The sequence below is a fragment of the Massilia suwonensis genome (assembly GCF_042655665.1).
Taxonomy (GTDB): Bacteria; Pseudomonadota; Gammaproteobacteria; order Burkholderiales; family Burkholderiaceae_D; genus Telluria; species Telluria suwonensis.
In genome coordinates, this window is the sequence record NZ_JBHSMR010000001.1 from 439,254 (window position 1) to 464,605 (window position 25,352).

Sequence of the window (25,352 nt, forward strand, 5' to 3'; positions counted from 1 at the left end):
TTTCAAAGTGCCATATCCATGCACCAAACCTCATAAGGGTATCAGGCCTAGCGCATGGATACTGCTAAGTATTATAAAAAATATGTGTTTTGTATCGAATCAAAGACGCTTCTTTGTCACTCTCGTTACTGCTCAGAAATTCCCCAAGAACCATTCCTTCATGCGCTGCCACACCGCCTTTACCGAGCTATCCTGGCGCGTCACGGTATAGCCCCGCAAATACTGTTTTTTCGCTTCCAACAACAGACCCAACACCGTCGCGTAGCGCGGGCTGCGCACCACGTCCGCGAGCTGGCCGCGATAGTCCGGCGTGCCCAGGCGCGTCGGTTTCAGGAACATGTCCTCGGCCATCTCGATCATCCCCGGCATCATCGAGGTGCCGCCGGTGAGCACGACGCCCGACGAGAGCACGCCCTCGTAGCCGGACTCGCGCACCACCTGGTGCACCATCGCGAACAGCTCTTCCACGCGCGGCTCGATGACGGCGGCCAGTGCCTGGCGCGAGAGCGCGCGCGGACCGCGGTCGCCCAGGCCCGGCACCTCGAGCGTCTCGCCCGGATCGGCCAGCACCTGCTTGGCCACGCCGTAGCGCAGCTTGATTTCCTCGGCTTCGCCGGTCGGCGTGCGCAGCGCCATCGCGATGTCGCTGGTGATCTGGTCGCCGGCGATCGGGATCACGGCCGTATGGCGGATCGCGCCGTCGCTGAAGACCGCGATGTCGGTGGTGCCGCCGCCGATGTCGATGATGACCACGCCGAGTTCCTTCTCGTCGTTGGTCAGCACCGCGTCGGCCGAGGCCATCGGCTGCAGGATCAGGTCCGACACTTCCAGGCCGCAGCGGCGCACGCACTTGACGATGTTCTGCACCGCCGACACCGCGCCGGTGACGATGTGCACGCGCACTTCCAGGCGGATGCCGCTCATGCCGATCGGCTCGCGCACGTCTTCCTGGTTGTCGACGATGAATTCCTGCGGCACCGTGTGCAGCAGCTGCTGGTCGGTCGGGATGTTGACCGCCTTGGCCGTCTCGATCACGCGCGCGACGTCGGTCGGCGTGACTTCCTTGTCCTTGATCGCCACCATGCCGCTCGAGTTGAAGGAGCGGATATGGCTGCCGGCGATGCCTGCATAGACATTGCGGATCTTGCAGTCGGCCATCAGCTCGGCCTCTTCGAGCGCGCGCTGGATCGATTCGACCGTGGCCTCGATGTTGACCACGACGCCCTTCTTCAATCCTTTCGACTCGTGCTGACCGAGGCCGATGACCTCGTGGCGTCCGTCGGACATCACCTCGGCCACGACCGCCACCACCTTCGAGGTGCCGATGTCGAGGCCGACGATCAGGTTTTTCGCGTCTTTTGTCATTGCTCGCCTGCTTAGATTTGCTTTGTTGGCTTGTTAGTCGGAGTTTTTGTTTTCTTCTTCGCCGCGGCCTTCACAGGCTTGTTGGCATCCGTCGGCACCGTCAGGGCCGCGGAAGACAGCGCCAGCCCGTTCGGGTAGCGCATGTCGATCGTATCGATGCGGCCTTCCTGCAGCCGGGCGACCAGCTGCGGGTAGACCCCGACCAGGCGCTGCACGCGCGCCTTGACGGTGTTCTTGTCCTGCTCGCGGCCGAGCTCCACGCTCATGCCGTTGTCCAGCTTGACGGTCCAGGCGTAACGCGAGGACAGCGCCAGTTCCTGCGGCACCAGTTTCACCGGCGCGAACCACGAGCGCAGCTCCGAAAAGCGCGCCAGCACGTCCTTCTCGCTGCCGGCCGGACCGAAGAAGGCCGGCAGTTCGTGGTCGTCGTCGGCCTCGGCGAGGTTGGCGGTGAAGACGTCGCCCTTCACCGACAGCAGGCGTCCCTCGCCCCAGGTACCGAGCGCCTCGTGCTCTTCCACTTCGACGATCAGGCCGTTCGGCCACTCACGGCGCACCGTTGCGCGGCGCACCCAGGGCACGGCTTCGAAAGTCGTGCGTACCTGGTCCAGGTCCGTGGTGAAGAAATTCCCGCGGATCTTGCCAAGGACGCTGTTCCGTACCGTCAGTTCGTTCACGTGCTTCAGGTCGATCTTGTACAGGCTCTCGATGCGCACTTCGCGCAAGGTGAACATCGGCCGCTGCGACAGCCACCACACGCCGCTCGCGATACCGGCGAGCAGCGTCGCCGCCAGCAGCGTGCTGGCGGTGGCGTTCAGGGCGCGTACGTCATGCCACATTCTTTTAGCCTTGTGCCTTGACCATCTTGCAGCGGGCCGAACGCAGGATCTCGATGCACAGGTCTTCGTAGCTGATGCCGACCGCGCGCGCCGCCATCGGCACCAGCGAGTGGCCGGTCATGCCGGGCGAGGTATTCACCTCCAGCAGGAAGGGCCGCATGTCGCTCTCGCGCACCAGCACGTCGACCCGGGCCCAGCCTTCGCAGCCGAGCGCACGGTAGGCGTCCACGGCGTGCTTCTGGATCTCTTGCGTCAGTTCCGCCGGCAGGTCCGCCGGGCAGTGGTACTGGGTGTCGTCCGTAAAATACTTGTTCTGGTAGTCGTAGTTGCCTTCCGGGGCCACGATCTCGACGATCGGCAGCGCGCGCGCATCCTTGCCGGTGCCGAGCACGGCGACCGTGAACTCGCGGCCGGTGACGAATTCCTCGGCCAGGATGACTTCGTCGAAGCCGGCGGCCAGGGCCACGGCTGCCTCGAACTCCTCGGCCTTTTCCACTTTCGTGATGCCGATGGTCGAGCCTTCGAGCGGCGGCTTGACGATCAGCGGCAGGCCCAGTTCAGCGACGATCTTTTCCAGGTCGTCGCCCGGGGTGACGGTCGCGTAGCGCGGGGTCGGGATGCCTTTCGACAGCCAGATGATCTTGGTGGTGATCTTGTCCATGCCGACCGACGAGGCCATGACGCCGCTGCCGGTGTAGGGGATGCCGAGCTGCTCGAGGGCGCCCTGCAGGCTGCCGTCTTCGCCGTAGCGGCCGTGCAGCGCGATGAAGACGCAGTCGAATTTTTCCGCGGCCAGTTCGGCCAGCGAGCGCTCGGCCGGATCGAAGCCGTGCGCGTCGATGCCGCGGCTTTGCAGCGCCTGCAGCACGCCGGTGCCGGACAGGATGGAAATCTCGCGTTCCGCCGAACGGCCGCCGTACAGGACGCCGACCTTGCCGAAGTTGGTGATGATGTCGCTCACGATGCTTACCTTTGATCAGATGTCAGTTGATGTGGAACGCCGCTGATCGAGCCCGCGCCCATGGTCAGCACGACGTCGCCGTCCCGTGCCGCCTGCAGGATCGCTGCCGGCATCTCGGCAATCGTTTCCACGAAAATCGGTTCGATCTTGCCGCCGGCGCGCAGCGAGCGCGCCAGGGCCCGGCCGTCGGCCGCAACGATCGGGGCTTCGCCGGCCGGGTACACCTCGGACAGCAGCAGCACGTCCGGTGCGCTCAGCACCTTGACGAAATCCTCGAACAGGTCGCGCGTGCGGCTGTAGCGGTGCGGCTGGAAAGCCAGCACCAGGCGCCGGCCCGGGTAGGCGGCGCGCGCCGCGGCCAGGGTCACCTCGGTCTCGACCGGGTGGTGGCCGAAGTCGTCGACCAGCGTAAAACTGCCGCCGCCTTCGAGCGCCACCTCGCCGTAGCGGGTGAAGCGGCGGCCGACGCCACGGAATTCCAGCAGGCCCTGCGCGGTGGCGGCATCGTCGATGCCGATTTCGCGCGCGATCGCAATGGCCGAGCAGGCGTTGAGCACGTTGTGCATGCCCGGCTGATTGAGCACGAACTTGGTGTCCGGGTAGCCCTGCTGGCGCACGGTGAAGTGCATGTGCACGCCGTCGGCGTAGGCGTCCAGCGCGCGCACTTGCGCGTCTTCCGAGAAGCCATAGGTCGTCACCGGCTTGGTCACCTGCGGCAGGATCGAGCGCACATGCTTGTCGTCGATGCACAACATCACGCGGCCGTAGAACGGCAGGCGGTGGGTGAAGTGTACGAACGCGGCCTTCAGCTTTTCGAAGTCGTGTTCGTAGGTTTCCATGTGGTCGGCGTCGATGTTGGTGATCACCTCGATCATCGGCGACAGGTTGAGGAAGGATGCATCCGACTCGTCGGCTTCGGCCACGATGTAGTCGCCGGTGCCGAGTTTCGCATTCGCGCCGGCGCTGTTCAGGCGGCCGCCGATGACGAAGGTCGGATCCAGGCCGCCCTGGGCCAGCACGGAAGCGACCAGGCTGGTGGTCGTGGTCTTGCCGTGGGTGCCGGCGATCGCGATGCCGCGCTTCAGGCGCATCAGTTCGCCCAGCATGATCGCGCGCGGCACGACCGGGATCTGCGCGGCGCGTGCGGCCATCACTTCCGGATTGGCTTCGTTGACGGCGGTCGAGGTGACCACGGCGTCGGCGCCGAGGATGTTGTCGGCAGCGTGGCCGAGGTAGACGCGCGCGCCCAGGTCCTTCAGGCGGGCGCTTGCAGCATTGCTGCCCAGGTCCGAGCCCGAGACTTTGTAGCCGAGGTTGAGCAGCACTTCGGCGATGCCGCTCATGCCGCTGCCGCCGATGCCGACGAAGTGAATGTGTTTGATCTTATGTTTCATTATTTTTGTTTGTTCTTCGCCAGTTGTTCCAACACGTCCGCAATTTCTTCATTCGCATTGCGCTTGCCGACCTTTTGCGCCGCCTCGGCCATTGCCAGGCAGTCCGCGCGCGTGGTCGACATCAGGAGCTGCGCCAGCTTTTCCGCCGACAGCTCTCCCTGCGCCAGGTGGATCGCCGCTTGCTGCTTGTCCATCCAGACCGCGTTGTCGCGCTGGTGGCTGGTGGTGCTCGCCACGAACGGCACCAGCACGCTGGCCACGCCTGCCGCCGTCAGTTCCGACACGGTGATGGCGCCGGCGCGGCAGATCACGAGGTCCGCCTGCGCATAGGCCGCCGCCATGTCGTCGATGAAGTCGACCACGTTCGCTTCCACTTCCGCCTGCGCATACGCCGCGCGCAGGGCCTCGATGTTCTTCTTGCCCGACTGGTGGGTCACGATCGGACGCACGTTGGCGTCGATGCGCGCCAGCGCGGCCGGCACGCTGTCGTTCAGCACTTTGGCGCCCAGGCTGCCGCCGACCACCAGCACGCGCAGCGGACCCGTGCGGCCGGCGAAGCGTGCGGCGGGGCTTGGGAGGTCGAGGATGGCCTGGCGCACCGGATTGCCGGTGACGACGGCCTTGCCCGCGGCGTTGCCGAAGTCGGCCGGGAAGCCGAACAGCACGCGCTGCGCCATCGGGCTCAGGGTCTTGTTCGACAACAGCAGGGCCGCGTCGGCATTCACCAGCGCCAGCGGAATGCCGCGCGTGCGCGCCATCAGGCCGCCCGGCACGGTGACGTAGCCGCCCATGCCCAGCACCACGTCGGGCTTGCGCTTGCCGAGGTAGCCCAGGCAGGCGCCGAAGGAAGCCGCCATCTTGAATGCGCCCTTTACGGTGTGCATCAGGCCCTTGCCGCGCAGGCCGGCGAAATCGATGGTGTCCATCTCGATGCCGTGCTTCGGCACGAACTCGCGTTCCATGCCGTGCGCGGTGCCGAGCCAGGTGACAAGCCAGCCGCGTTCACGCATGGTCTGGGCGATCGCCACGCCCGGGAAGATGTGGCCGCCGGTGCCGGCCGCCATGATCATGAGCTTCTTCACAGGCGGCCTCCCCGCATCAGGACGCGGTTCTCGTAATCGATGCGCAGCAGGATCGCGAGGCCGATGCAGTTGATGACGACGCCCGAGCCGCCATAGCTCATCAGGGGCAGCGTCAGGCCCTTCGTCGGCAGCAGGCCCAGGTTCACGCCCATGTTGATGAAGGTCTGCACGCCGATCCAGATGCCGATGCCTTTCGCAGCCAGGCCCGCGAAGAACTGGTCGAGGGCGATCGCCTGGCGGCCGATGTCGAAGGCGCGCTTGACGATCCAGTAGAACAGCGCCAGCGTGACCAGCACGCCGACCAGGCCCAGCTCCTCGCCGATCACGGCCATGATGAAGTCGGTATGCGCTTCCGGCAGGTAGTGCAGCTTCTCGACGCTGTTGCCGAGGCCGACGCCGGCGATCTCGCCGCGGCCGAAGGCGATCAGCGAGTGGGTCAACTGGTATGCCTTGTCCAGCGCATTGTCTTCCTGCCACGGGTCGAGGTAGGCGAACATGCGCGCGCGGCGGAACGGCGACAGCGCGATGATCGAGGTGAAGATCAGCACCAGGATGGCGCCGATGCCGCCGAACCAGATCATGTTGAAGCCGCCCAGGAACAGGATGCCCATGGCGATGCAGACGATGACGCCGAAGGCGCCGAGGTCGGGCTCGAGCAGCAGCAGCATGCCGACCACGCCGATCGCGAAAGCCATCGGCATGAAGCCCTTGGTCAGCTTGTGCATGTACTGCTGCTTGCGTACCGTGAAGTCGGCTGCGTACAGCACGGCGACGATCTTCATCATCTCCGACGGCTGCAGGTTGAACACCTTCAGCGAGAGCCAGCGCCGCGCGCCGTTGACGACCACGCCGACGCCCGGGATCAGCACCAGCATCAGGAGCACCAGGGTGCCGACGAACATCATCGGCGCCATCTTCTGCAAGGTGGCGACGGGAATGCGGAAGGTGACCCAGGCGGCCGCGATCGCGGCCACGATGAAGGCCATCTGGCGGAACAGGAAGTATTCGTGGCGGCCCTGCAGGTAGGCGAACTTGGGCGAATCCGGCAGCGCGATCGAAGCCGAATACACCATCACCATCCCGAACAGCATCAGGATCAGGGTGACCCAGACCAGCGGCTGGTCGTAGTCCATCATCTTCGAGGGACGCGAGCGCTCGGCAATGGCCGCATCGCTGGCGGAGCCCGAGAATTTGAACGGGATCTGGAAGGCCATCAGATCTCCTGCCCTTTTTCCAGGGCCAGCTCGCGCACGGCGTCGACGAACACCTGCGCGCGGTGCGCATAGTTCGTGAACATGTCGAGGCTGGCGCAGGCCGGGGACAGCAGCACGCTGTCTCCGCTGCGCGCCAGACCGGCGGCGCGGCGCACGGCCTGCGGCAGGTCGTCGAAGTCGAAGCACGGCACGCCGGACGGCTCGATCGCGGCTTTCACAGCCGGCGCATCCTTCCCGATCAGCAGCACGGCGCGCACGTAGCGCGAGACCGGTTCGGCCAATGGCGTGAAGTCCTGGCCCTTGCCGTCGCCGCCGGCGATCAGCAGGATCTGCTGGTCTTCGCCCGTAAAGGCTTTGCCGAGGCCGAGCAGCGCGGCGACGGTGGCGCCGACATTCGTGCCCTTGCTGTCGTCATAGAAGTCGACGTTGTCGATGCTGGCGACCAGTTCCACACGGTGCGGTTCGCCCGCGTATTCGCGCAGGCCGTGCAGCAGCGGCGCCAGCGGCAGGCCGGCGGCGCGGCACAGGGCCAGTGCGGCCAGCGCATTCGAGGCATTGTGCAGGCCGCGGATTTTCAGGGCGTCGGCCGGCATCAGGCGGCTGATGCTCGTTTCGACCGGTTCCGCAACCTCGCCTTTTTTCAGTTTTTTCTCGCTCGCTTCGCCGGCAACGGCGGTCGAGAGCCACAGCACGCCGCGCTCGTTGACGATGCCGAAGCTGCCCGCTTCCTGCGGTTCGCCGGTGCCGAAGGTGATCTGCGGGACGCCCGGCGCGCCCATGCGCATCACGGTCGCGTCGTCGCGGTTCAGCACGCGGGTGGTGTCTTGACCGAAGATGCGCGCCTTGTCAGCGGCGTAGGCGGCCATGTCGCCATGCCAGTCGAGGTGGTCCTGGGTGATGTTCAGCACCGTGGCCGCGTCGGCATTCAGGCTGTAAGTCGTGTGCAGCTGGAAGCTGGACAGTTCCAGCACCCAGGCTTGCGGCAGTTTGTCGTCCGCCAGCGCCTCGCGCAGCACGTCCAGCGCCGCCGGGCTGATGTTGCCGGCCACGCGCGTGTCGAAGCCGGCGCGGCGGCACAGCAGTCCGGTCAGGCTCGTGACCGTGGTCTTGCCGTTGGTGCCGGTGATGGCGATGACTTTCGGCGCATAGCCGCGTTCGAGCTTCAACGCGGCCAGTGCCTGCGCGAAGAGTTCGATCTCGCCCCAGACGGGGATGTTCTTTTCCTGAGCGGCCGGGGAAATGGAAGCCAGTTCCTTGTTCGGCGCGAGGCCAGGGCTGACGGCGACGAAATCAACGCCCTCGAGCAGCGCAGCACCGAACTCGCCGTGGACGAACTCGGCATCCGCCACCGCTTCCCGCAGTGCCGGCAAGCGCTGCGGCTCGGCACGCGTATCGGCCACGCGCACGCGCGCGCCGCATTGGCCTAGCCATTGCGCCATCGCGAGCCCGGATTCCCCGAGCCCCAGCACCAGTGCGAGTTTGCCGTCGTAGTTCATTCGATTAACGCAGTTTCAGGGTAGAGAGGCCGACGAGGACCAGGACCATCGTCACGATCCAGAAGCGGACCACGACCTTGGTCTCCTTCCAGCCCTTTTGTTCGAAATGGTGGTGCAGCGGCGCCATCAGGAAGACGCGGCGGCCGGTGCCATAGCGTTTTTTCGTGTACTTGAACCAGCTGACCTGGATGATCACCGACAGGGTTTCGGCCACGAACACGCCGCCCATGATGAACAGGACGATTTCCTGGCGCACGATGACGGCGATGGTGCCGAGCGCGCCGCCCAGCGCCAGCGCGCCGACGTCGCCCATGAACATCTGCGCCGGGTGCGCGTTGTACCAGAGGAAGGCCAGGCCCGCACCCGCCATCGCGCCGCAGAAGATCAGCAGTTCGCCGGCGCCGGCGATGTGCGGGATGAACAGGTACTTCGAATAGGTGACGTTACCGGTGAGATAAGCGAACAGGCCGAGGGCGCCGCCCACCATCACGGTCGGCATGATGGCCAGGCCATCGAGGCCGTCGGTGAAGTTGACCGCGTTCGACGAGCCGACGATCACGCAATAGGTGAGCGCGATGAATCCCCAGACGCCCAGCGGATAGCTGATGGTCTTGAAGAAGGGGACGATCAGGTCGGCTTTCGGCGGCAGGTCGAGCGAAAAGCCGGACTGCACCCAGGCCCAGAACAGCTGGGCGACGCCCCACGGAGTCGGCGCCGAGACCGAGAATGCCAGGTAGAGCGAGGCCGCGATGCCGACCAGCGACATCCAGAAGTATTTTTCGCGCGAGCGCATGCCTTCCGGGTCCTGGTAGACCACCTTGCGGTAGTCGTCGACCCAGCCCACGGCGCCGAAGCCGAGGGTGACGACCAGCACCGGCCAGATCAGGCGGTTCGACAGGTCGCACCACAGCAAGGTCGAGATGGCGATTGCAATCAGGATCAGCACTCCGCCCATGGTCGGGGTGCCGTGTTTTTTCAGGTGGGTCTGCGGACCCTGGGTACGGACAGCCTGGCCGACCTTCATCTCCGTCAGCTTGCGGATCACGGCCGGACCGGTGAACAGGCCGATCACGATCGCGGTGATCGTGGCGAACACCGCGCGGAAGGTGATGAAGTTAAAGACACGCATCGGACCGATATAGTCCTGCAGGTATTGAGCGAGCCAGAGCAGCATTAGTGGGCGTCCTTGCCAGTGTGTGTGGATCCGATCAGGTGATTGACGACGCGTTCCATCTTCATGAAGCGCGAGCCTTTCACCAACACAGTTGCATCAGAATTGCCGCCCAGTGCCTTGTCCAGTGCTGCCAATACATCGTCAAACTGCTCGTAATGATGTGCGCCGCTCGGCACCAGGTACCGAGAGAGCTCACCCGTCGCCAGCACCGTCTCGATGCCGCGGCTTTGCGCATATGCGCCGATTTCTTCCGTGAATTCACGGCCCTGCGTGCCGACCTCGCCCATGTCGCCGATGACCAGGATGCGCGGCGCCGGATAGGCGGCCAGCACGTCGATCGCGGCGCGCATCGAGTCCGGATTGGCGTTGTACGTGTCGTCGATCACCAGCGCGCCATTGGCCGCCTGCTTGCGCTGCAGGCGTCCGCCGACCGGGGCAAAGGCTTCCAGGCCGCGCACGATGGTGGCCTGGTCGATGCCGGCCGCCAGCGCGCAAGCGATCGCCGCGAGCGCATTGCGCACGTTGTGTTCGCCCGCGGCCGCCAGTGTCAGCGCGAATGCGCCGCCTGGCGTCGTTACTTTCAAATTGTTACCGAATCCGGTGCTGCTGTAAGTCGCATGCACGTCGCAAGCGTCGGGAAGGCCGAAGGTGATGCTGCGGCAGTGCGCCGCTAAACCCTGCCACAGCGCGGTGTAGGTGTCGTCGCCCGGATACACAGCCACGCCGTCAGGCGGCAAGGCGGCCAGCACCGAACCGTTTTCCTGCGCCACCGCTTCCACCGTGTGCATGAATTCCTGGTGCTCGCGCTGTGCGTTGTTGACCAGGCCGACGGTCGGCTGGGCGATCGCGGCCAGGCGGCCGATCTCGCCCGGGTGGTTCATGCCGAGTTCGACCACGGCGGCGCGGTGCGACGCTTCCAGGCGCATCAGCGTCAGCGGCACGCCGATCTCATTGTTCAGGTTTCCCTGCGTGGCCAGGCGCGTGTCTTCACTGAAGGCGGCGGCCAGGATGGACGCGATCATCTCCTTGACCGTCGTCTTGCCGTTGCTGCCGGTGACGCCGATCAGGGGAATGGCGTACTGGCGGCGCCAACTGTTGGCGATCTGGCCCAGTGCCGTCAGGGTGTTCGGTACGACGATGGCCGGCAGGGTCCAGCCTTCCGGCAGGCGCTCGGCCACGACCGCGGCGGCGCCGTTGCCCGCCACCTGCGCCAGGAAGTCGTGGGCATCGAAGGTTTCGCCGCGCAATGCGACGAACAGCGCGCCAGCTTTCGCCGTGCGGCTGTCGGTCGAGACGTTGTCGAAGGTGGCGTCGCCGCTCAGGCGGGCGCCAGGGATCGACGACATCAGTTGTGCGAGCGAACCGCGCATCAGTGCGTCCTCATCATGGTGAGCCGCGCGCTCAAGGCCAGCGTCGCATGGTCGGCGTCGGAAAACGGCAGCTTCTTGCCCTTGATTTCCTGGTAGGGCTCGTGGCCTTTCCCTGCCAGCAGGATCACGTCCTGCTTATCCGCCTGCTTGACGGCGGCCAGGATCGCGGTGGCGCGGTCCTCGAGCGCCTGATAACGATCGGTTTTCATGCCCGCCACGATCTGGGCGATGATCGCGCCCGGCTCTTCGCTGCGCGGATTGTCGCTGGTGACGATGACCTGGTCGGCGCCTTCGGCGATCGCGCCCATCTGCGGGCGCTTGCCCGGATCGCGGTCGCCGCCGCAGCCGAACACGCACCACAGCTGGCCGCCGCGCTCGTCGGCGACCTGGCGCAGCGCGTGCAGGGTCTTCTCCAGCGCGTCCGGCGTGTGAGCGTAATCGATCACGACCAGCGGCGCGTCCTGGCCGCCGACCTGCTGCATGCGGCCCGGGGCCGGCACCAGCGCTTCAATCGCCTCGATCGCGCGCGGCAGTTCGATGCCCTTGGCCAGCAGCGCGCCCAGCACGGCCAGCGCATTGCTGATGTTGAAGTGGCCGACCAGCTGGGTTTTCACGAGCTGACTACCCTGCTCGGTCTCGAGCTGGAATTCGGAACCTTGCGGCCGGCTGCGTTTATTGGATGCGCGCAGGATGTTTACGCCCTCGATGGCCGGCTGGGCGGCCGCGTCATGCAGGGTATAGCCGGTGATCGGCAGGCCCGGATTGGTGGCACGCAGGTGCTTGACCAGGCGCTGGCCGGCCGGATCGTCGAGGTTGATCACGGCGGTGCCGAGTTCCGGCCACTCGAACAGCTTGATCTTGGCGGCCTCGTAAGCCTCCATCGTGCCGTGGTAATCGAGGTGGTCGCGCGTCAGGTTCGTAAAAATCGCGACGTCGAAGTGCAGGCCGGCGGTGCGCCCTTCGACCAGGCCGATCGACGACACTTCGATCGCCAGCACGCGGGCGCGCGCTTCGCGCACGGCGGCCAGGCGGCTGGCGAGCAGCACGGCGTCCGGCGTGGTGTAGCCGGTGACGTTGAATTCGGGTTCGCTGCCGGCCTTGAACATGGCCACACCCAGGGTGCCGATCACGGCGGCCGTTTCGCCCAGCTTGGCGAAGGCCTGGCCGAGCCAGACCGAGCACGAGGTCTTGCCGTTGGTGCCGGTGACGCCGACGGTGAACATGTCAGCGTCGGGCTGGCCGAGCACGGAGTGGGCGATCATGCCGGCCTGGGCTTTCAGGTCCGGCACGGCCAGGTGCGGCACCTGGATCGCTTCGTCCCATGCGAAATCGCGCGCTTCATGGACCACGGCGACGGCGCCGTTGGCCACCGCCTGCGCGATGAAGCGGCGGCCGTCGGCGGTTTCGCCGGGATAGGCAAAGAAGACGTCGCCCGCTGTAATTTGGCGGGAGTCGGAAACGAGATTGCCGCCCGGTGCGGCGGCTACGATCCATCGGGCGACGTCTCGCTGGCTGATTTCGCTCTTGTTTGCGGCCATCACAAACTCTCCTCGAGTGGTTCTTCGGGAATGATGATGTCGGTGACCGACGAATCCGGCGGCACGTTCGCGGCCCGCAGCGCATTGGCCGCCAGGTCCGCCGCGGTCGGCGCCGCGACGCTGCCGCCGGTGCGCAGCGCGCCTCTTGGATTGTCGACCATGACGGCGATGATGAAGCGCGGCTTGGACATCGGCGCGATGCCGACGAAATAGCCGATGTTGTCGGTGCGCGAGTAGTGGCCATTGACGATCTTCTCGGCGGTACCGGTCTTGCCGCCGATGCGGTAGCCCGGCACCTGCGCCTTCGAGGCGGTGCCTTCCGGGCTGACGACGGATTCGAGCATGGTGCGCACCTGCGCCGCGGTCTTCGGCGAGATGACCTGCTGGCCGACCGGATGCTCGTCCACCTTCACGAAGGACAGCGGAATGATGTCGCCGTTACGGGCGAAGATCATGTACGAGCGCGCCATCTGCAGCAGCGACACCGACAGGCCGTGGCCGAAGGCCATGTTCGCGTATTCGATCGGGCGCCAGGATTTCCATGGACGCACGCGGCCGGCGGTCGGGCCGGGGAAGCCGAAGCGTGGGGCCTGGCCGTAACCGAGCTTGGTGTACATCTCCCACATTTCCTGCGGCGGGATCAGCTGCGAGATTTTCACGACGCCGATGTTCGAGGACTTCTGGATGATGCCGCCGACGTCGCGCACGCCGTAGTTGTGAGTGTCGCGGATGGTCTTGCCCGTCACGACCATGCGGCCGGGCGAGGTATCGAACACGGTGTTCGGGGTGATGCGCTTGGTCTCGAGGCCGAGCGCCACCGTCACCGGCTTGATCGTCGAACCGGGTTCGAAGGTGTCGGTGATGACGCGGTTGCGCAGCTGGGCGCCGGTGAGCTTGCGGCGGTCGTTCGGGTTGTAGCTCGGGTAGTTGGCCATGGCCAGCACTTCGCCGGTCTGCACGTCGAGCACGACGGCGCCGCCGGCCTGGGCGTTGAACTTCTCGACCGCGTTCTTCACGCTGGTGAAGGCGATGTACTGGAGCTTGGAATCGACGGACAGGGTCAGGTCCTTGCCGTCGTGCGGCTCGCGCGAATAGCCCAGGTCTTCGACGATGCGGCCCAGGCGGTCCTTGATGACCTTGCGGCTGCCCGGTGCGCCGACCAGCGACTTCTGCTGCGCCAGTTCCATGCCTTCCTGGCCCACGTCTTCGACGTTGGTGAAGCCGACCATGTGCGACATCACTTCGCCCTGCGGGTAGAAGCGCTTGTATTCCTTGCGCGTGTCGAGGCCCGAGATCTTGAGCTTCTCGATCTTGGCGATGACGTCCATCTCGACTTGCCGCTTCAGGTAAACGAAGGTGCGGTCCGAATCGAGCTTCTTGCGCAGTTCCGCTTCCGGCATCTCGAGCAGGCGCGCCAGTTCCGTCAGCTTTTCCGGCGGCGAGGCCAGCACGTCTTCCGGGATCGCCCAGACGGCCTTCACCGGAAGCGAGGAAGCCAGCACTTCGCCGTTGCGGTCCATGATCTTGCCGCGCGTGGCCGGCAGTTCGAGCGTGCGCTCGTAGCGGCTCTTGCCCTGCTTTTGCAGGAAGGTCGTCGACATGCCCTGCAGCCAGAGCGCGCGCGCGCCGAGCGCGGCAAAGGCCGCGAACAGCACGAACAGCATCACGCGCGAGCGCCAGTCCGGCAGGCGCACGGCCAGCACCGGGCTTTTCGAGAAAGCCATGCCCTTGGCGGCGGCGACGCGCCCGGTGGTGAAGGGTTTGTCGCGCTTCATTGCGCGCCCTCCGTCAGGTACTGGGTGCGGGCCGGGGTCAGCGGGGTCATGTTCAATTCGGTGCGGGCGATCTGCTCGATGCGTTCGTTCTTGCCGAGCGTGGACTGGTCCAGCTGCAGCTGGGCCCAGTCGATGTCGAGCTGGCGCGACTGCTGCTGCAGGCGCTCGAGCTCGATGAACAGGTGGCGCGACTGATAGCGCGCGTTCACCAGCGTCAGGCCGCAGGCGATCAGGCCGGCGGCCAGGATGACGTTGAGCTTGTTGCTCATTTACTCGCATCCTCCAGGCGCTCGGCCACGCGCAGCACCGCCGAACGGGCGCGCGGGTTGGCGTCGACCTCCGCGTCGGACGGCTTGATCTTGGCGATCAGCTTCATCTGCGGCTGCGGCAGGTCGACGGCACGGATCGGCAGGCGGCGGTCCGGCTGCGGTACCTTGGCTTTGCTGGCGAAAAATTGCTTGACCATACGGTCTTCGAGCGAGTGGAAACTGATCACCGACATGCGCGCACCGGGCGCGAGCATGGCGTAGGCGGCGTTCAGTCCGGCCTCGAGGTCCTCAAGCTCTTTATTGATGAAAATCCGGATAGCCTGAAAGGTGCGGGTGGCCGGATCCTTGCCTTTTTCCCGAGTCTTGACCGCGTCTGCCACGATTGCGGCAAGCTGGCGTGTGCCTGAAATTGGCTCGATTGCCCGGCGAGCAACAATCGCCTTTGCAATCTGAAAAGCAAACCGTTCTTCCCCATAATCTCGTATCACCTTTTCCAGTTGTTGGACGTCCGCCGTGGCAAGCCATTCGGCGGCCGAGAGTCCGCGTGTCGTGTCCATCCGCATGTCGAGCGGGCCGTCGTTGCGGAAGCTGAATCCGCGCGTGGCGTCGTCGACCTGCGGCGAAGAGATGCCCAGGTCGAGCAGGATGCCGTCCACCTGCGCCACGCCCTGGGCGGCCAGTGCCGTGCCCATCGTGGCGAAGCTGTCGTGGACGATGGTAAAACGTGGGTCGCTGATCTGCTGCGCGGTGGCGATCGCCTGCAGGTCCTTGTCGAAGGCCACCAGGCGGCCCTTCTGCCCCAGGCGCGACAGGATCAGGCGGCTGTGGCCGCCGCGGCCGAAGGTGCCATCTATATAGATACCGTCGGCGCGCGGGCCGGCCAGGTCGAGGGCATCGACCGCTTCGTCAAGCAGTACCGTGCGATGCAGCAGCTCGGGCACCGGAGTGGCTATCGTCATCCGTGCCTCAGAAAGAGAAATTGGAAAGTACATCGGGCATGCCGCCGGCGACGGCGGATGCTTCATCGGCGGCCAGCTTGGCGGCGTCCCAGATCTCGAAGTGGGTGCCCATGCCGAGCATCATCACTTCTTTTTCCAGGCCGACGGCGGCGCGCAGTTCGGGCGAAATCAGGACGCGGCCGGCGGTGTCCATCTCGACATCGCAGGCGTTACCAAGGAAAATGCGCTGCCACGCGCGCGCGGACATCGGCCAGGCCGCGATCTGGTCGCGGTGGGTTTCCCAGACGGGACGCGGGAAGAACAGGAGGCAGCCGTGCGGGTGGCGGGTAAGCGTGAGGCGGCCTTCGCATTGGAGCGCGAGGGCGTCACGATGCTTGGCCGGAATGGACATCCGGCCCTTCGCATCGAGATTGATCGCAGACGCGCCTTGAAACACGTAAGTTACCTAGCTTTGGAGGGTTATCAGTTTAGTTGTTTTGCGCGCCGGGAGACCTGAACTTCTCCCACAAAACTGCACTTTTTCACACTGTTTCCCACTTTAGAGGAAGCGTTGTTACTGGTCAAGCGAATTCCGGTAGGAAAAATCCGGATTTTGTTAATGAAATGAAGGACTTAGCGCTGTTCCCTCATACAGCTTCAAGAAAAAATATCTCGGAAAATTAAGCACTTAGCTTAATGAGTGAAAGTCGTTCCTCATCTAGACAAGCTGGCAGCATCGTTGCAATTAAGAAAAAAATTCTGTCTTTACGGCTGTGGTGACAGCAACGCGCAAGGTCCGCACTGCACAGCTAAAAAATTGCGAATTCATGCTGGACGGGTTAGCATTTCTCATCGCCCGGCAGTGTGGCGACACCGCTGGGCGTTTGTCGTAATAGCAAGGAGAAAGACGTGACCTTGACCATTGCCCGCACCCGCGCCGTGTACGACCTGCTCGACGTGCAGGATGCCCTTGACCGCAGCCGCGGCCGCTCCCCGGAACTCGAAGCGTTTTATGAACGCATGCTCGAAACCGGCCCAGAGCGTTTCGTGACCACCCCTTCCTCGATCGACGCCCTCTCCCCTTTGCTCGAGGAGTGTCCCAACTTCGACACCGTGCTCGACGACCTGGCGCGCTACCTGCGCCTGGCCCACGCCGGCAACAAGGGTTTCAATGTGATGCCGATCCTGTTGCTGGGCGGCCCCGGCGTAGGTAAAACCCATTTCGCCAAGCGCCTGGCGCGCGCCATGGGCACGGACTGCGAACTGATCAGCATGAACGCCCTCTCCGCCGGCTTCGTCATCACCGGCAGCTCGGCCAGCTGGCGCGGCGCCAAGTGCGGCAAGGTCGCCGAAAAACTCGTGCGCGGCCAGTACGCCAACCCGGTCGTCGTGCTCGACGAAGTCGAAAAAGCGACCGGCTCCTCGCAGTCCGACCCGCTGGCCGCCCTCTACCAGTTACTGGAACCGGAAACCTCGCGCGCCTTCCGCGACGAATTCATCGACGTCGAGATCGACGCCAGCCAGATCTTCTGGGTGCTGACGGCCAACTCGGTCGAAGGCATTCCCGCGCCGCTATTGAACCGGATGGCCGTGTACGAAGTGCCGGCGCCGACGCCCGAACAGGCCGCCGGCATCGCCCAGCGCATGTATGCGGCGCTGCTGGTGGAACTGAATTTGTCCGGCTTCGACGCCCGCCTGCCCGATGCGGTGCTCGACAAGCTGGCCCCGGTCGCTCCGCGCGACCTGCGCAAGACCCTGCTCGACAGCCTGGGCTATGCGGTCGCCGATGGGCGCGCGCACGTGACGGTCGAGGACGTGCGCGTGCGCACGGTGGCGGGACGGGGGCGCATCGGTTTCTAGAAGTGCCGCAAAACGCGCGGCGACGCTAGAATGAGCTCATATCGTCAACCAGAGAGCCTCATGACCGACTTCGCCATCACGCCACCCGCCACGCCTTCCCTCGCCATCTTCGGCAGCAGCGCCCGCTTCCCCATCCGCCGCGTCTTCTGCGTCGGCCGCAACTACGCCACCCACGCCCGCGAGATGGGCAGCGACCCGGACCGCGAGCCGCCTTTCTTCTTCATGAAGCCGGCCGACGCCGTCGTCCAGGCCGAAGGCGCCCTGCCCTATCCGTCGGCGACCAGGGAGCTGCACCACGAGATCGAACTGGTGGTCGCCATGCGCTCGGGCGGCGCCGACATCCCGGCCGACGAGGCGCTGGCCAAGGTGTGGGGCTACGGCGTCGGCATCGACCTGACCCGGCGCGACCTGCAATCGGTCGCGAAAGACACGGGCCGTCCGTGGGACATGGCCAAGGGTTTCGACGCTTCCGCACCCTGCAGCCCGCTGCGCCCGGTGAGCGCCTTCGGTCACCCGACCGAGGATGCATCGATCCGCATTACCGTGAACGGCGAAGTGCGCCAGGAAGGCTGTTTGAACGAGATGATCTGGCCGATCGCGGACATCATCAGCCACCTGTCGCGACTCGTGACGCTGGCGCCGGGGGATCTGATCTTTACGGGGACGCCGGGTGGCGTGGGTGCGCTGCAGCCGGGAGACCGGGTGCATGGGGAAGTTGCCGGCGTCGACGAGTTCGATCTGGAGATTGTGGAGAAATCGTAAGTACGGCAGCGGCCGGCGTATTACCTGGCTTGCGCAGCGCGCAGCGCCGCCAGGAAGCGCTCCGGCTGCTCTACGCTGATCAGGAGCGAAGGCCCCGTCCTGGCCGGCAGGTACACCACCCGGCTGCGGTCCGTCAGCAGCGCAAACACTGCCCCGCCCCGCCCCGCAAAGCGCCCTGCCGCATACCCCGGCAGGCCGATGCCATTGCTGCGCACGCCTAAATGCGCTTCGGGAATCGCGTCCAGACTGCCGGCGCGCGCCCGCGGCAGGTCGAACTCAGCCAGCGGCCGCTCCTGCCGGTAGAAATGCGCCGCGTGCAGCATGAGCTTGCCGCCCTCGAGCCGCAGTTCGTTGTCCGACATCGTGAACCCGAGGGCGCCCATCAGGGGGAGGATCAGGACTGCCGCCAACGCCATGTTGCGGGCGGTGCGCGCCGGGCCGTCGCGGCGCAGCACCAGCAGAGGGGCGCCGCAGGCCAGCAGCGCGATCGCGAACAGGGCGAAGTAGACCGGGGCGCCGACCGAAGGAATCGCAAACGCCATCAGTGCTCGACCCAGCCCTTGGCATGCTCGACCGCCCGCGCCCAGCGTGCCCGCAGTTCGTCACGCCGCTCGGGCGCCATCGCCGGTTCGAAACGGCGCTCGGCGCGCCACAGCGCCTGGATTTCCTCGCGCCCGCTCCAGAAGCCTTCGGCCAGGCCGGCCAGATAGGCGGCACCGAGCGCCGTCGTTTCGGTCACCAGCGGGCGCACCACCGGCACGCCGAGCAGGTCGGCCTGAAATTGCATCAATAAATCGTTGCGCGCGGCGCCGCCGTCGGCGCGGACTTCCATCACCGGGCAGGCGGCATCCTTCTGCATCGCCGCCAGCAGTTCCGCGCTCTGGTAGGCGATCGCCTCGACGGCGGCGCGGGCGATATGCGCCTTCGAGGTCCCGCGCGTCATGCCGACGATGGTGCCGCGCGCATACGGATCCCAGTGCGGCGCGCCGAGGCCGACGAAAGCCGGCACCAGCATCACCCCGCCACTGTCGGGCACCGAGGTCGCCAGCGCCTCGACCTCGCTCGACTCCTTGATGATGCCGAGTCCGTCGCGCAGCCATTGCACGGTGGCGCCGCCCATGAAGACGCTGCCTTCCAGCATGTAGTCGGTACGGCCGTCGATCTTCCAGCCGACCGTCGCCAGCAGGCGGTTGCGCGAGACCGGCGGCACGTAGCCCGAGTGCATCAGCATGAAGCAGCCGGTGCCGTAGGTATTTTTCACCATGCCCTTGTCGTAGCAGGCCTGGCCGAAGGTGGCGGCCTGCTGGTCGCCGGCGATGCCGCTCAGGGGAATCGGATGGCCGAACCATTCCTCGCGCGCCACGCCAACCCGGTCCGAGCTGCGCACTACTTCCGGCAGCATCGCCTCGGGGATGCCGAACAGGTCGAGCAAGGCCGGATCCCAGCGCATCGTGTGGATGTTGTAGAGCATCGTGCGCGAGGCGTTGCTGACGTCGGTGACGTGGCGCCCGCACAGTTTATAGGCGAGCCAGCTGTCGATGGTGCCGAAGCAGAGTTCGCCGCGCAGGGCGCGCTCGCGCGCATCGGGCACGTTCTCGAGCAGCCATTGCAGTTTGGTGGCGGAGAAATAGGCGTCCAGTTCCAGGCCGGTGCTGCGGCTGATCTGGCGCGCATACCCCGCTTCGCGCAGGCGGTCGCAGGCGCCGGCGGTGCGCCGGTCCTGCCAGACGATGGCGCGCGCGACCGGTTCGCCCGTGGCCCGGTCCCAGACCACGGTTGTCTCTCTCTGGTTGGCGATACCGATGGCGGCGATCTGCGACGCGGGTACACGGCTATCGGAAATCACCTTGCGTGCGCAGGCGAGCTGGCTTTCCCAGATGTCGAGGGCGTCGTGCTCGACCCAGCCGGGCTGCGGGAAATGCTGGGGATATTCCTGCTGGGCGCAGGCGAAGACCTGTCCCTGGCGATCGAACAGGATGGCGCGGGAACTGGTCGTTCCCTGGTCGAGTGCGAGGATGTATTGAGGCACGCGTCCCCCTGGAATTCAGTGTAAAGCAGGCCGATAGGCCGGATTCTGTGTAGTGGTCTCCCTTGCGGGACGCCCCTATGACAGCCATTCCTCTAGGCGCCGAATTACTCCGGCGCTCAAGCTTCCTACCCGCACGCTCCGCGAGCAACATCAACGCGTGCCTATTTGGAATTGCTCCGAGTGGAGGTTACCGCGTTTCACCGTAACTTAATACGCTCGTCTCTGTGGCCCTATTCCTCGCCTTATACCCCTGGCTTGCACCAGAGGCTTTCGGCGGACGGCCGTTAACCGTCACCCCGCTCTGTGTAGTCCGGACCTTCCTCCCGCCGGTACCGAGGTACCAGCCAGCGGCTGTCTGGCCTGCTTCACGGGCGCCATTGTACCCGATGGGGGTGGGCGCCGCCATTTCTGAAAATCGGTGTCGCCATTTGAATAGTCCGGGCCGCGACGATTGCATAGAATGCCACGATGCCCAATCTTTGAGGATGACCGACACATGACGCACCCTTCCCGCACCGGCGGCCAGATCCTGGTCGATGCACTGCATGTCCACGGCGTCGACACCGCCTTTGGCGTGCCCGGCGAAAGCTATCTCGACGTGCTCGACGCCCTGCACGATTCCGATATCCGCTTCGTCATCAATCGTCAGGAAGGGGGCGCGGCCTTCATGGCCGAGGCCTACGGCAAACTGACCGGCAAGCCCGGCATCTGCTTCGTCACCCGCGGTCCGGGCGCGACCAATGCGTCGATCGGCGTGCACACCGCTTACCAGGATTCCACGCCGATGATCCTGTTCATCGGCCAGGTCGGCAACGACTTCGTCGACCGCGAAGCCTTCCAGGAAATCGACTACCGCCGCATGTACGGCCAGATGGCGAAGTGGGTGGCGCAGATCGACCGCGCCGACCGCATGCCCGAATACATCGCGCGCGCTTTTCAAATCGCCACCAGCGGCCGTCCGGGCCCCGTCGTGCTGGCGCTGCCGGAAGACATGCTGGTCGACACCGCGCAAGTGGCCGACACGCGCCGCTACCAGCCGGTGCAGGCCGCCCCTTCGCAGGCCCAGATCGACACGCTGCGCGGCATGCTGGCCGAAGCGCAGCGTCCCGTCGTCCTGTTAGGGGGCGGCACCTGGAACGCGCAGGCCTGCGCCGACCTGCAAGCCTTTGCCGAAGCGAACATGCTGCCGGTGGCCTGCACCTTCCGCTTCCAGGATTTGATGGACAATGCGCATCCGCACTACATCGGCGACGTCGGCATCGGCATCAACCCGAAGCTGGCCGCGCGCGTGAAAGATGCCGACCTGGTGATCGCGATCGGCCCGCGCCTGGGCGAGATGACGACCGGCGGCTATACCCTGCTCGATTCGCCGGTGCCGAAGCAGCGCCTGGTCCACATCCATAACGATCCCGAGGAGCTGGGCAGCGTCTACCAGGCCGAGCTGATGATCGCCAGCGGCGCGCCGCAGATCACGTCGATGCTGGCCGCGATGGAACCGGTCGACGCCAGCGCCTGGCGCCACACGGTCGCCGAAGCCAAGGCCGATCTCGCCGCTTTCCAGCAGCAGCCGCCGATCTTCAAGGACGGCCAGGCCCCGCTCGACCTCTGGCAAGTGGTGCAGGACATGATGGCCGTGCTGCCGCGCGACGCCATCATCACGAACGGTGCCGGCAACTACGCTTCCTGGGCGCACCGCTTCTACCGCTACGGCGCCATGCGTACCCAGCTGGCGCCGACCAACGGCGCGATGGGCTATGCGGTGCCGTCGGGGATCGCCGCGAAAATCGTCGATCCGCAGCGCACCGTCGTCACCTTTGCCGGCGACGGCGAATTCATGATGACCGGCCAGGAACTGGCGACCGCGGTGCAGTACAAGGCCGGCGTCATCATCGTCGTCTTCAACAACAGCATGTTCGGCACCATCCGCATGCACCAGGAAAAGACCTATCCAGGCCGCGTGTCGGGCACGACCCTGCACAACCCGGACTTCGCGGCGCTGGCGCAGGCCTATGGCGGCCATGGCGAAGTGGTCGAGAAGACGGCCGACTTCGCACCCGCCCTGGCGCGGGCACTCGAGTACACGAAGGGCAAGAACCTTCCGGCCGTGATCGAGCTGCGCTACGACGGCAACCTGATCACGCCGAACCTGACTTTGGAGGCGATGCGCAAGGCCGCGCAGGCGGCGAAGGTGGGTTGAAACTCAGCAGCCGGTAGGCTTGAACACGCACACGATGCTGCGCGTGGTCCTGCCATCGGCTGCGGTGACGGTGATCTCGAATTCGGGATCGGTCACCGTATAGCAGGCGCCCTCGTTCGGACCACGGCAGGCCTGCGCCAGCTTCAGCCAGCTCGGCTCGCTTGCGAGCACCCTGGCGAGATGCCTGCGATCCAGTTTGACGGGCTGATCGACTGTTTCCAGGACGCGAAAACGGCCGGCCGCCGCGGCTCCCAGCACAGTCCAGCCGCTGCGTACATCGGTGCCCGGCACGTCGATATGCGGCCCCTCCTCGCTGAGGTTCAGGAAGCTCACGGAACGCTGCCGGACGCTGACGCGCGCCCCCGGCTGGGTTGCTTCGACATCCAATAACAGCACCGCCTTCGGATCGCCCGCGATGATGGCGTACAGATCGGACTCCAGGCCGATCACGATGGCGCCGTCCTGCTGCGGCTGCTTTTGCCAGATCACGTTTTCCGCAAGGGACGGATGACCGGCGACAGTCAGGCGCACCGTGCGCAAGGCGGCCCCGGCGGACGGCTGGGCGAAAGCGGACCCTGGCAAGGCAAGCAGCATCGCTACCCCGAGCGGCAGGCGAAGAAAGGCACGGCGTTGTTCCAGCGGTGTGCTCATCTGTCCATGATCCCGCCAGCGGGGCAGCGGGTCAAGTCCTGCCTTCGCGGGTATGTAAGCTGCATGCCCCCGCACACGCTTCGATTGCAAAAAGCAGTCTTGCGCCGAACCGGCTATGCTGCTCGACAGGGACGTCAAACACGGCAGGCAGCCGGAACGATAACAAGGAGACAAGCAGTGAGCACCATCCCGGAACTGGTCCTGTGCATTCCCGGTCCATGGGGAGGCAGCAGCGTCCTGGCCGACGAGATCGCCCTCAGCGCCATCGGCTATTCCCTTGCCGGCAACGTGCTGCGCGACAGCGAGACCGGCTTCGCCTGCGAGCTCGTGCTGCAGCGCGCCGATTCGGATCTGGCCGACGACTTCCGCAAGGCCGGGCCGCACTGGGCCACCACCATCGCGATGGCCGACATCGAGGACCACCGCTCGGTCGCCTACCTGGTCGGGCCGGGCGGATCGCGCGAGGCGGCGGACGCCATGATGCGCGCCGGCGCCGCCCTGGTCGACAGCGGCGGCCTGGGCGTGAAGGTCGACAGCACCGGCATCGCCCACGCCCCGGCCTACTGGATCGACATGTGCGAACAGCTCGACCAATTGACGGCCCACCGCGCGCTGGTGGTGTACGTGGCCGGCGCCGAGGTGTATTCCTGCGGCATGCACAATTTCGGCTTGCCGGAAGCGATCACCAGCGGCGGCGACAAGACGCAGGCCGCCGACATGCTGCGCTTCTTCACGCGCTACCTGCTCGAACATGCGCCCCAGTTCGAAGATGGCCACACCTTCTCGGTCAGCGAGGGCAAGCCGGTGTACCGGGTCGAACGAACGGAAGCCATCGATTACGGCGATGGATCGCTGTTCAACAATCCCTACGGCGCCTGGCGCCTGGTGCCGCTGGTGCCCGAGAAGAAGGGTAACTGGTGGACCCGCAAGCGCTAACTGGGAAGTAGCGGTTCGAGTTCGGCGGGCAGCGGCAAGGGCCCATCGAACACGCTGCGCTGCTCCACCGCGGGCTGCGTCAGGAACAGCGCAACGAGAATGATGAACAACCAGGCGACAGCACTGCGCAAGCGTGTCATGGCATTCCCTCCTTTTTGATGAGTTCTTACTGTAGACCTGTTCGCAAAACCAGGCTGGGGCGCACGATTCGACCGCGTCAGGTCGCTTGACTCATGCGGACAGGGCAGCCGAACTGTCGCGTTTGCGCATATTGACAGGCTGCGCCCTGCCCCAATTCGTTGCCGATTCGTCAGTACGTCCCTCTGGTAAAATACGCGCGACCCTTTTCGTCGTGCCGGTGAAGAAGTCCCGGCATGTGCATGCACCACCTCCACCCACGCTATCCATGTTTAGTTTCTTTAAAAGAAAAAAAGCCGACACGCCGGCCGAGGTTGTGCCGGCGCCCGCCCCTGCGCCCACCCCGGCGCCTGTACCCACACCGGCCCCGGCCGCACTGGCGCCCGAGCCGGTAACCCAGGGCCTGCCTGAAGCCGAGCTGTTCATCGAAGAAACCGCCGAGCGTCCCACGACCGAAGCGGAGAAGAAAAAATCCTGGATGGCGCGCCTGAAGGCCGGCCTGTCCAAGACCTCGAGCAACCTGTCCCTGCTGTTCGTCGGCGCCCGCATCGACGAAGACCTGTACGAGGAACTCGAATCCGCCCTGCTGATGTCGGACGCCGGCATGGACGCCACCCAGTTCCTGCTCGACAACCTGCGCCGCAAGGTCAAGGAAGACAAGCTGCTCGACGCCGCCGCTGTGAAAACGGCGCTGAAGGAATTGATGATCGAGATGCTCCAGCCCCTGCAGAAGCCGCTGGAACTGGGCCGCCACGAGCCGCTGGTGATGATGATTTCCGGCGTCAACGGCGCCGGCAAAACCACTACCATCGGCAAGCTCGCCAAGCACATGCAGCGCTCCGATCAATCCGTGCTGCTGGCCGCCGGCGACACCTTCCGCGCCGCCGCGCGCGAACAATTGATGGTCTGGGGCCAGCGCAACAACGTCACCGTGATCTCGCAGGCTTCGGGCGATCCGGCCGCCGTCGCCTACGACGCCGTGCAGTCGGGCAAGGCGCGCGGCACGGACGTCGTCATGGTCGATACCGCCGGCCGCCTGCCGACCCAGCTGCACTTGATGGAAGAGCTGAAAAAGATCAAGCGCGTGATCGGCAAGGGCATGGACGGCGCCCCGCACGAGACCCTGCTCGTGATCGACGGCAATACCGGCCAGAACGCGCTCGCGCAAGTAAAAGCCTTCGACGATGCGCTGCAGCTGACCGGTCTCGTCATCACCAAGCTCGACGGCACCGCCAAGGGCGGCGTGCTGGCGGCGATCGCACGCACGCGTCCGGTGCCCGTGTACTTCATCGGCGTGGGCGAGAAGCTGGACGACCTGCAGCCTTTCAATGCAGAAGAGTTCGTTGAAGCGCTGCTGGGATAAT

At 65.4% G+C, this 25,352-nt stretch carries 23 protein-coding genes and 1 other RNA gene; 5 read left to right on the forward strand and 19 right to left on the reverse strand.

The genetic code is table 11. The features are described 5' to 3' along the window. Nucleotides 1-132 precede the first annotated feature (132 nt). From ftsA to mraZ, 14 genes are read right to left on the reverse strand one after another with little or no spacing between them, the layout of a single operon-like run. Nucleotides 133-1,365: a cell division protein FtsA gene (gene ftsA, locus ACFPQ5_RS01890; RefSeq protein WP_136220792.1), complete on the reverse strand. Its 1,233-nt coding sequence runs from the start codon at nt 1,363-1,365 to the stop codon at nt 133-135. An 11-nt stretch (nt 1,366-1,376) separates the two neighbouring features. Further along, nucleotides 1,377-2,204 carry a cell division protein FtsQ/DivIB gene (locus ACFPQ5_RS01895; protein WP_379751357.1) on the reverse strand — a complete coding sequence of 276 codons (828 nt, stop codon included), beginning with the start codon at nt 2,202-2,204 and terminating at the stop codon, nt 1,377-1,379. A 4-nt stretch (nt 2,205-2,208) separates the two neighbouring features. Then, a complete protein-coding gene (locus tag ACFPQ5_RS01900; RefSeq protein WP_379751622.1) occupies nt 2,209-3,156 on the reverse strand; it encodes a D-alanine--D-alanine ligase in 948 nt (315 codons plus the stop codon). Nucleotides 3,157-3,170: 14 nt separating this feature from the next. Beyond that, nucleotides 3,171-4,559, reverse strand: a complete 1,389-nt coding sequence (gene murC / locus ACFPQ5_RS01905) for a UDP-N-acetylmuramate--L-alanine ligase (protein WP_379751359.1) — start codon at nt 4,557-4,559, stop codon at nt 3,171-3,173. Continuing rightward, on the reverse strand, nt 4,559-5,629 hold the full coding sequence (murG, locus tag ACFPQ5_RS01910; protein ID WP_379751624.1) for an undecaprenyldiphospho-muramoylpentapeptide beta-N-acetylglucosaminyltransferase: 1,071 nt from the start codon (nt 5,627-5,629) through the stop codon (nt 4,559-4,561). Before murG ends, murC begins: the two co-directional genes overlap by 1 nt. Before the next feature lie 8 nt (nt 5,630-5,637). Continuing rightward, entirely contained in the window at nt 5,638-6,855 is a 1,218-nt protein-coding gene (gene ftsW, locus ACFPQ5_RS01915) for a putative lipid II flippase FtsW (protein WP_379751361.1), read from the reverse strand. Beyond that, the gene (gene murD / locus ACFPQ5_RS01920; RefSeq protein WP_379751363.1) at nt 6,855-8,351 is read right to left on the reverse strand and encodes a UDP-N-acetylmuramoyl-L-alanine--D-glutamate ligase; all 1,497 of its coding nucleotides are present in this window, start codon (nt 8,349-8,351) and stop codon (nt 6,855-6,857) included. The genes ftsW and murD overlap by 1 nt, the downstream gene beginning before the upstream one ends. Before the next feature lie 4 nt (nt 8,352-8,355). After that, nucleotides 8,356-9,525: a phospho-N-acetylmuramoyl-pentapeptide-transferase gene (gene mraY / locus ACFPQ5_RS01925; RefSeq protein ID WP_379751365.1), complete on the reverse strand. Its 1,170-nt coding sequence runs from the start codon at nt 9,523-9,525 to the stop codon at nt 8,356-8,358. Further along, entirely contained in the window at nt 9,525-10,895 is a 1,371-nt protein-coding gene (locus ACFPQ5_RS01930) for a UDP-N-acetylmuramoyl-tripeptide--D-alanyl-D-alanine ligase (RefSeq protein ID WP_379751367.1), read from the reverse strand. Before ACFPQ5_RS01930 ends, mraY begins: the two co-directional genes overlap by 1 nt. Then, a complete protein-coding gene (locus ACFPQ5_RS01935; protein WP_379751626.1) occupies nt 10,895-12,433 on the reverse strand; it encodes a UDP-N-acetylmuramoyl-L-alanyl-D-glutamate--2,6-diaminopimelate ligase in 1,539 nt (512 codons plus the stop codon). The genes ACFPQ5_RS01930 and ACFPQ5_RS01935 overlap by 1 nt, the downstream gene beginning before the upstream one ends. Beyond that, nucleotides 12,433-14,208: a peptidoglycan D,D-transpeptidase FtsI family protein gene (locus ACFPQ5_RS01940; RefSeq protein ID WP_379751369.1), complete on the reverse strand. Its 1,776-nt coding sequence runs from the start codon at nt 14,206-14,208 to the stop codon at nt 12,433-12,435. The genes ACFPQ5_RS01935 and ACFPQ5_RS01940 overlap by 1 nt, the downstream gene beginning before the upstream one ends. Further along, nucleotides 14,205-14,477 (reverse strand): cell division protein FtsL, encoded by a 273-nt coding sequence (ftsL, locus tag ACFPQ5_RS01945; RefSeq protein WP_136220782.1) that lies wholly within the window; start codon nt 14,475-14,477, stop codon nt 14,205-14,207. Before ftsL ends, ACFPQ5_RS01940 begins: the two co-directional genes overlap by 4 nt. Next, entirely contained in the window at nt 14,474-15,436 is a 963-nt protein-coding gene (gene rsmH, locus ACFPQ5_RS01950) for a 16S rRNA (cytosine(1402)-N(4))-methyltransferase RsmH (RefSeq protein ID WP_379751628.1), read from the reverse strand. The genes ftsL and rsmH overlap by 4 nt, the downstream gene beginning before the upstream one ends. Before the next feature lie 7 nt (nt 15,437-15,443). Beyond that, complete coding sequence (gene mraZ / locus ACFPQ5_RS01955; protein WP_379751371.1) at nt 15,444-15,872, reverse strand: division/cell wall cluster transcriptional repressor MraZ; 429 nt, start codon at nt 15,870-15,872, stop codon at nt 15,444-15,446. A gap of 452 nt (nt 15,873-16,324) precedes the next feature. On the opposite strand from mraZ, the gene ACFPQ5_RS01960 reads away from it, so the two are divergent. Together ACFPQ5_RS01960 and ACFPQ5_RS01965 are read left to right on the forward strand one after the other, a co-directional pair. Then, nucleotides 16,325-17,275 carry an AAA family ATPase gene (locus ACFPQ5_RS01960; protein WP_379751373.1) on the forward strand — a complete coding sequence of 317 codons (951 nt, stop codon included), beginning with the start codon at nt 16,325-16,327 and terminating at the stop codon, nt 17,273-17,275. Nucleotides 17,276-17,335: 60 nt separating this feature from the next. Then, nucleotides 17,336-18,037, forward strand: coding sequence for a fumarylacetoacetate hydrolase family protein (locus tag ACFPQ5_RS01965; RefSeq protein WP_379751375.1), 702 nt, complete (start codon nt 17,336-17,338; stop codon nt 18,035-18,037). Between the two features lie 20 nt (nt 18,038-18,057). Here the strand turns inward: ACFPQ5_RS01965 and ACFPQ5_RS01970 are convergent, their stop codons facing one another. From ACFPQ5_RS01970 to rnpB, 3 genes are all read right to left on the reverse strand, one after another. Further along, nucleotides 18,058-18,579: a PH domain-containing protein gene (locus ACFPQ5_RS01970; RefSeq protein WP_379751377.1), complete on the reverse strand. Its 522-nt coding sequence runs from the start codon at nt 18,577-18,579 to the stop codon at nt 18,058-18,060. Next, nucleotides 18,579-20,066, reverse strand: coding sequence for a glycerol kinase GlpK (gene glpK / locus ACFPQ5_RS01975; RefSeq protein WP_379751379.1), 1,488 nt, complete (start codon nt 20,064-20,066; stop codon nt 18,579-18,581). The genes ACFPQ5_RS01970 and glpK overlap by 1 nt, the downstream gene beginning before the upstream one ends. An 18-nt stretch (nt 20,067-20,084) precedes the next feature. Then, nucleotides 20,085-20,433, reverse strand: an RNA gene (gene rnpB, locus ACFPQ5_RS01980) — RNase P RNA component class A. Between the two features lie 129 nt (nt 20,434-20,562). Between rnpB and ACFPQ5_RS01985 the strand changes: the two genes are divergently transcribed. Continuing rightward, nucleotides 20,563-22,263, forward strand: a complete 1,701-nt coding sequence (locus ACFPQ5_RS01985) for a thiamine pyrophosphate-binding protein (RefSeq protein ID WP_379751381.1) — start codon at nt 20,563-20,565, stop codon at nt 22,261-22,263. 3 nt (nt 22,264-22,266) lie between these two features. Here ACFPQ5_RS01985 and ACFPQ5_RS01990 read toward each other — a convergent pair whose 3' ends face one another. Further along, nucleotides 22,267-22,914 carry a hypothetical protein gene (locus ACFPQ5_RS01990; protein ID WP_379751383.1) on the reverse strand — a complete coding sequence of 216 codons (648 nt, stop codon included), beginning with the start codon at nt 22,912-22,914 and terminating at the stop codon, nt 22,267-22,269. A 177-nt stretch (nt 22,915-23,091) separates the two neighbouring features. Between ACFPQ5_RS01990 and ACFPQ5_RS01995 the strand changes: the two genes are divergently transcribed. Beyond that, on the forward strand, nt 23,092-23,850 hold the full coding sequence (locus ACFPQ5_RS01995; protein ID WP_379751385.1) for a DUF4261 domain-containing protein: 759 nt from the start codon (nt 23,092-23,094) through the stop codon (nt 23,848-23,850). On the opposite strand, the gene ACFPQ5_RS02000 is transcribed toward ACFPQ5_RS01995, so the two are convergent. Next, a complete protein-coding gene (locus tag ACFPQ5_RS02000; protein WP_379751387.1) occupies nt 23,847-23,990 on the reverse strand; it encodes a hypothetical protein in 144 nt (47 codons plus the stop codon). The two genes, ACFPQ5_RS01995 and ACFPQ5_RS02000, sit on opposite strands and share 4 nt — an antisense overlap. A 266-nt stretch (nt 23,991-24,256) precedes the next feature. Between ACFPQ5_RS02000 and ftsY the strand changes: the two genes are divergently transcribed. Further along, nucleotides 24,257-25,351 carry a signal recognition particle-docking protein FtsY gene (ftsY, locus tag ACFPQ5_RS02005; protein WP_379751389.1) on the forward strand — a complete coding sequence of 365 codons (1,095 nt, stop codon included), beginning with the start codon at nt 24,257-24,259 and terminating at the stop codon, nt 25,349-25,351. Nucleotide 25,352 lies beyond the last annotated feature (1 nt).

Excerpts from the sequence above, each read along its gene's own strand:
- ftsA (WP_136220792.1), bottom strand. The coding sequence starts at position 1,365 with ATGACAAAAGACGCGAAAAACCTGATCGTCGGCCTCGACATCGGCACC.
- ACFPQ5_RS01895 (WP_379751357.1), bottom strand. The coding sequence starts at position 2,204 with ATGTGGCATGACGTACGCGCCCTGAACGCCACCGCCAGCACGCTGCTG.
- murC (WP_379751359.1), bottom strand. The coding sequence starts at position 4,559 with ATGAAACATAAGATCAAACACATTCACTTCGTCGGCATCGGCGGCAGC.
- murG (WP_379751624.1), bottom strand. The coding sequence starts at position 5,629 with ATGATCATGGCGGCCGGCACCGGCGGCCACATCTTCCCGGGCGTGGCG.
- ftsW (WP_379751361.1), bottom strand. The coding sequence starts at position 6,855 with ATGGCCTTCCAGATCCCGTTCAAATTCTCGGGCTCCGCCAGCGATGCG.
- murD (WP_379751363.1), bottom strand. The coding sequence starts at position 8,351 with ATGAACTACGACGGCAAACTCGCACTGGTGCTGGGGCTCGGGGAATCC.
- mraY (WP_379751365.1), bottom strand. The coding sequence starts at position 9,525 with ATGCTGCTCTGGCTCGCTCAATACCTGCAGGACTATATCGGTCCGATG.
- ACFPQ5_RS01930 (WP_379751367.1), bottom strand. The coding sequence starts at position 10,895 with ATGCGCGGTTCGCTCGCACAACTGATGTCGTCGATCCCTGGCGCCCGC.
- ACFPQ5_RS01935 (WP_379751626.1), bottom strand. The coding sequence starts at position 12,433 with ATGGCCGCAAACAAGAGCGAAATCAGCCAGCGAGACGTCGCCCGATGG.
- ACFPQ5_RS01940 (WP_379751369.1), bottom strand. The coding sequence starts at position 14,208 with ATGAAGCGCGACAAACCCTTCACCACCGGGCGCGTCGCCGCCGCCAAG.
- ftsL (WP_136220782.1), bottom strand. The coding sequence starts at position 14,477 with ATGAGCAACAAGCTCAACGTCATCCTGGCCGCCGGCCTGATCGCCTGC.
- rsmH (WP_379751628.1), bottom strand. The coding sequence starts at position 15,436 with ATGACGATAGCCACTCCGGTGCCCGAGCTGCTGCATCGCACGGTACTG.
- ACFPQ5_RS01965 (WP_379751375.1), top strand. The coding sequence starts at position 17,336 with ATGACCGACTTCGCCATCACGCCACCCGCCACGCCTTCCCTCGCCATC.
- ACFPQ5_RS01970 (WP_379751377.1), bottom strand. The coding sequence starts at position 18,579 with ATGGCGTTTGCGATTCCTTCGGTCGGCGCCCCGGTCTACTTCGCCCTG.
- ACFPQ5_RS01985 (WP_379751381.1), top strand. The coding sequence starts at position 20,563 with ATGACGCACCCTTCCCGCACCGGCGGCCAGATCCTGGTCGATGCACTG.
- ACFPQ5_RS01990 (WP_379751383.1), bottom strand. The coding sequence starts at position 22,914 with ATGAGCACACCGCTGGAACAACGCCGTGCCTTTCTTCGCCTGCCGCTC.
- ACFPQ5_RS02000 (WP_379751387.1), bottom strand. The coding sequence starts at position 23,990 with ATGACACGCTTGCGCAGTGCTGTCGCCTGGTTGTTCATCATTCTCGTT.
- ftsY (WP_379751389.1), top strand. The coding sequence starts at position 24,257 with ATGTTTAGTTTCTTTAAAAGAAAAAAAGCCGACACGCCGGCCGAGGTT.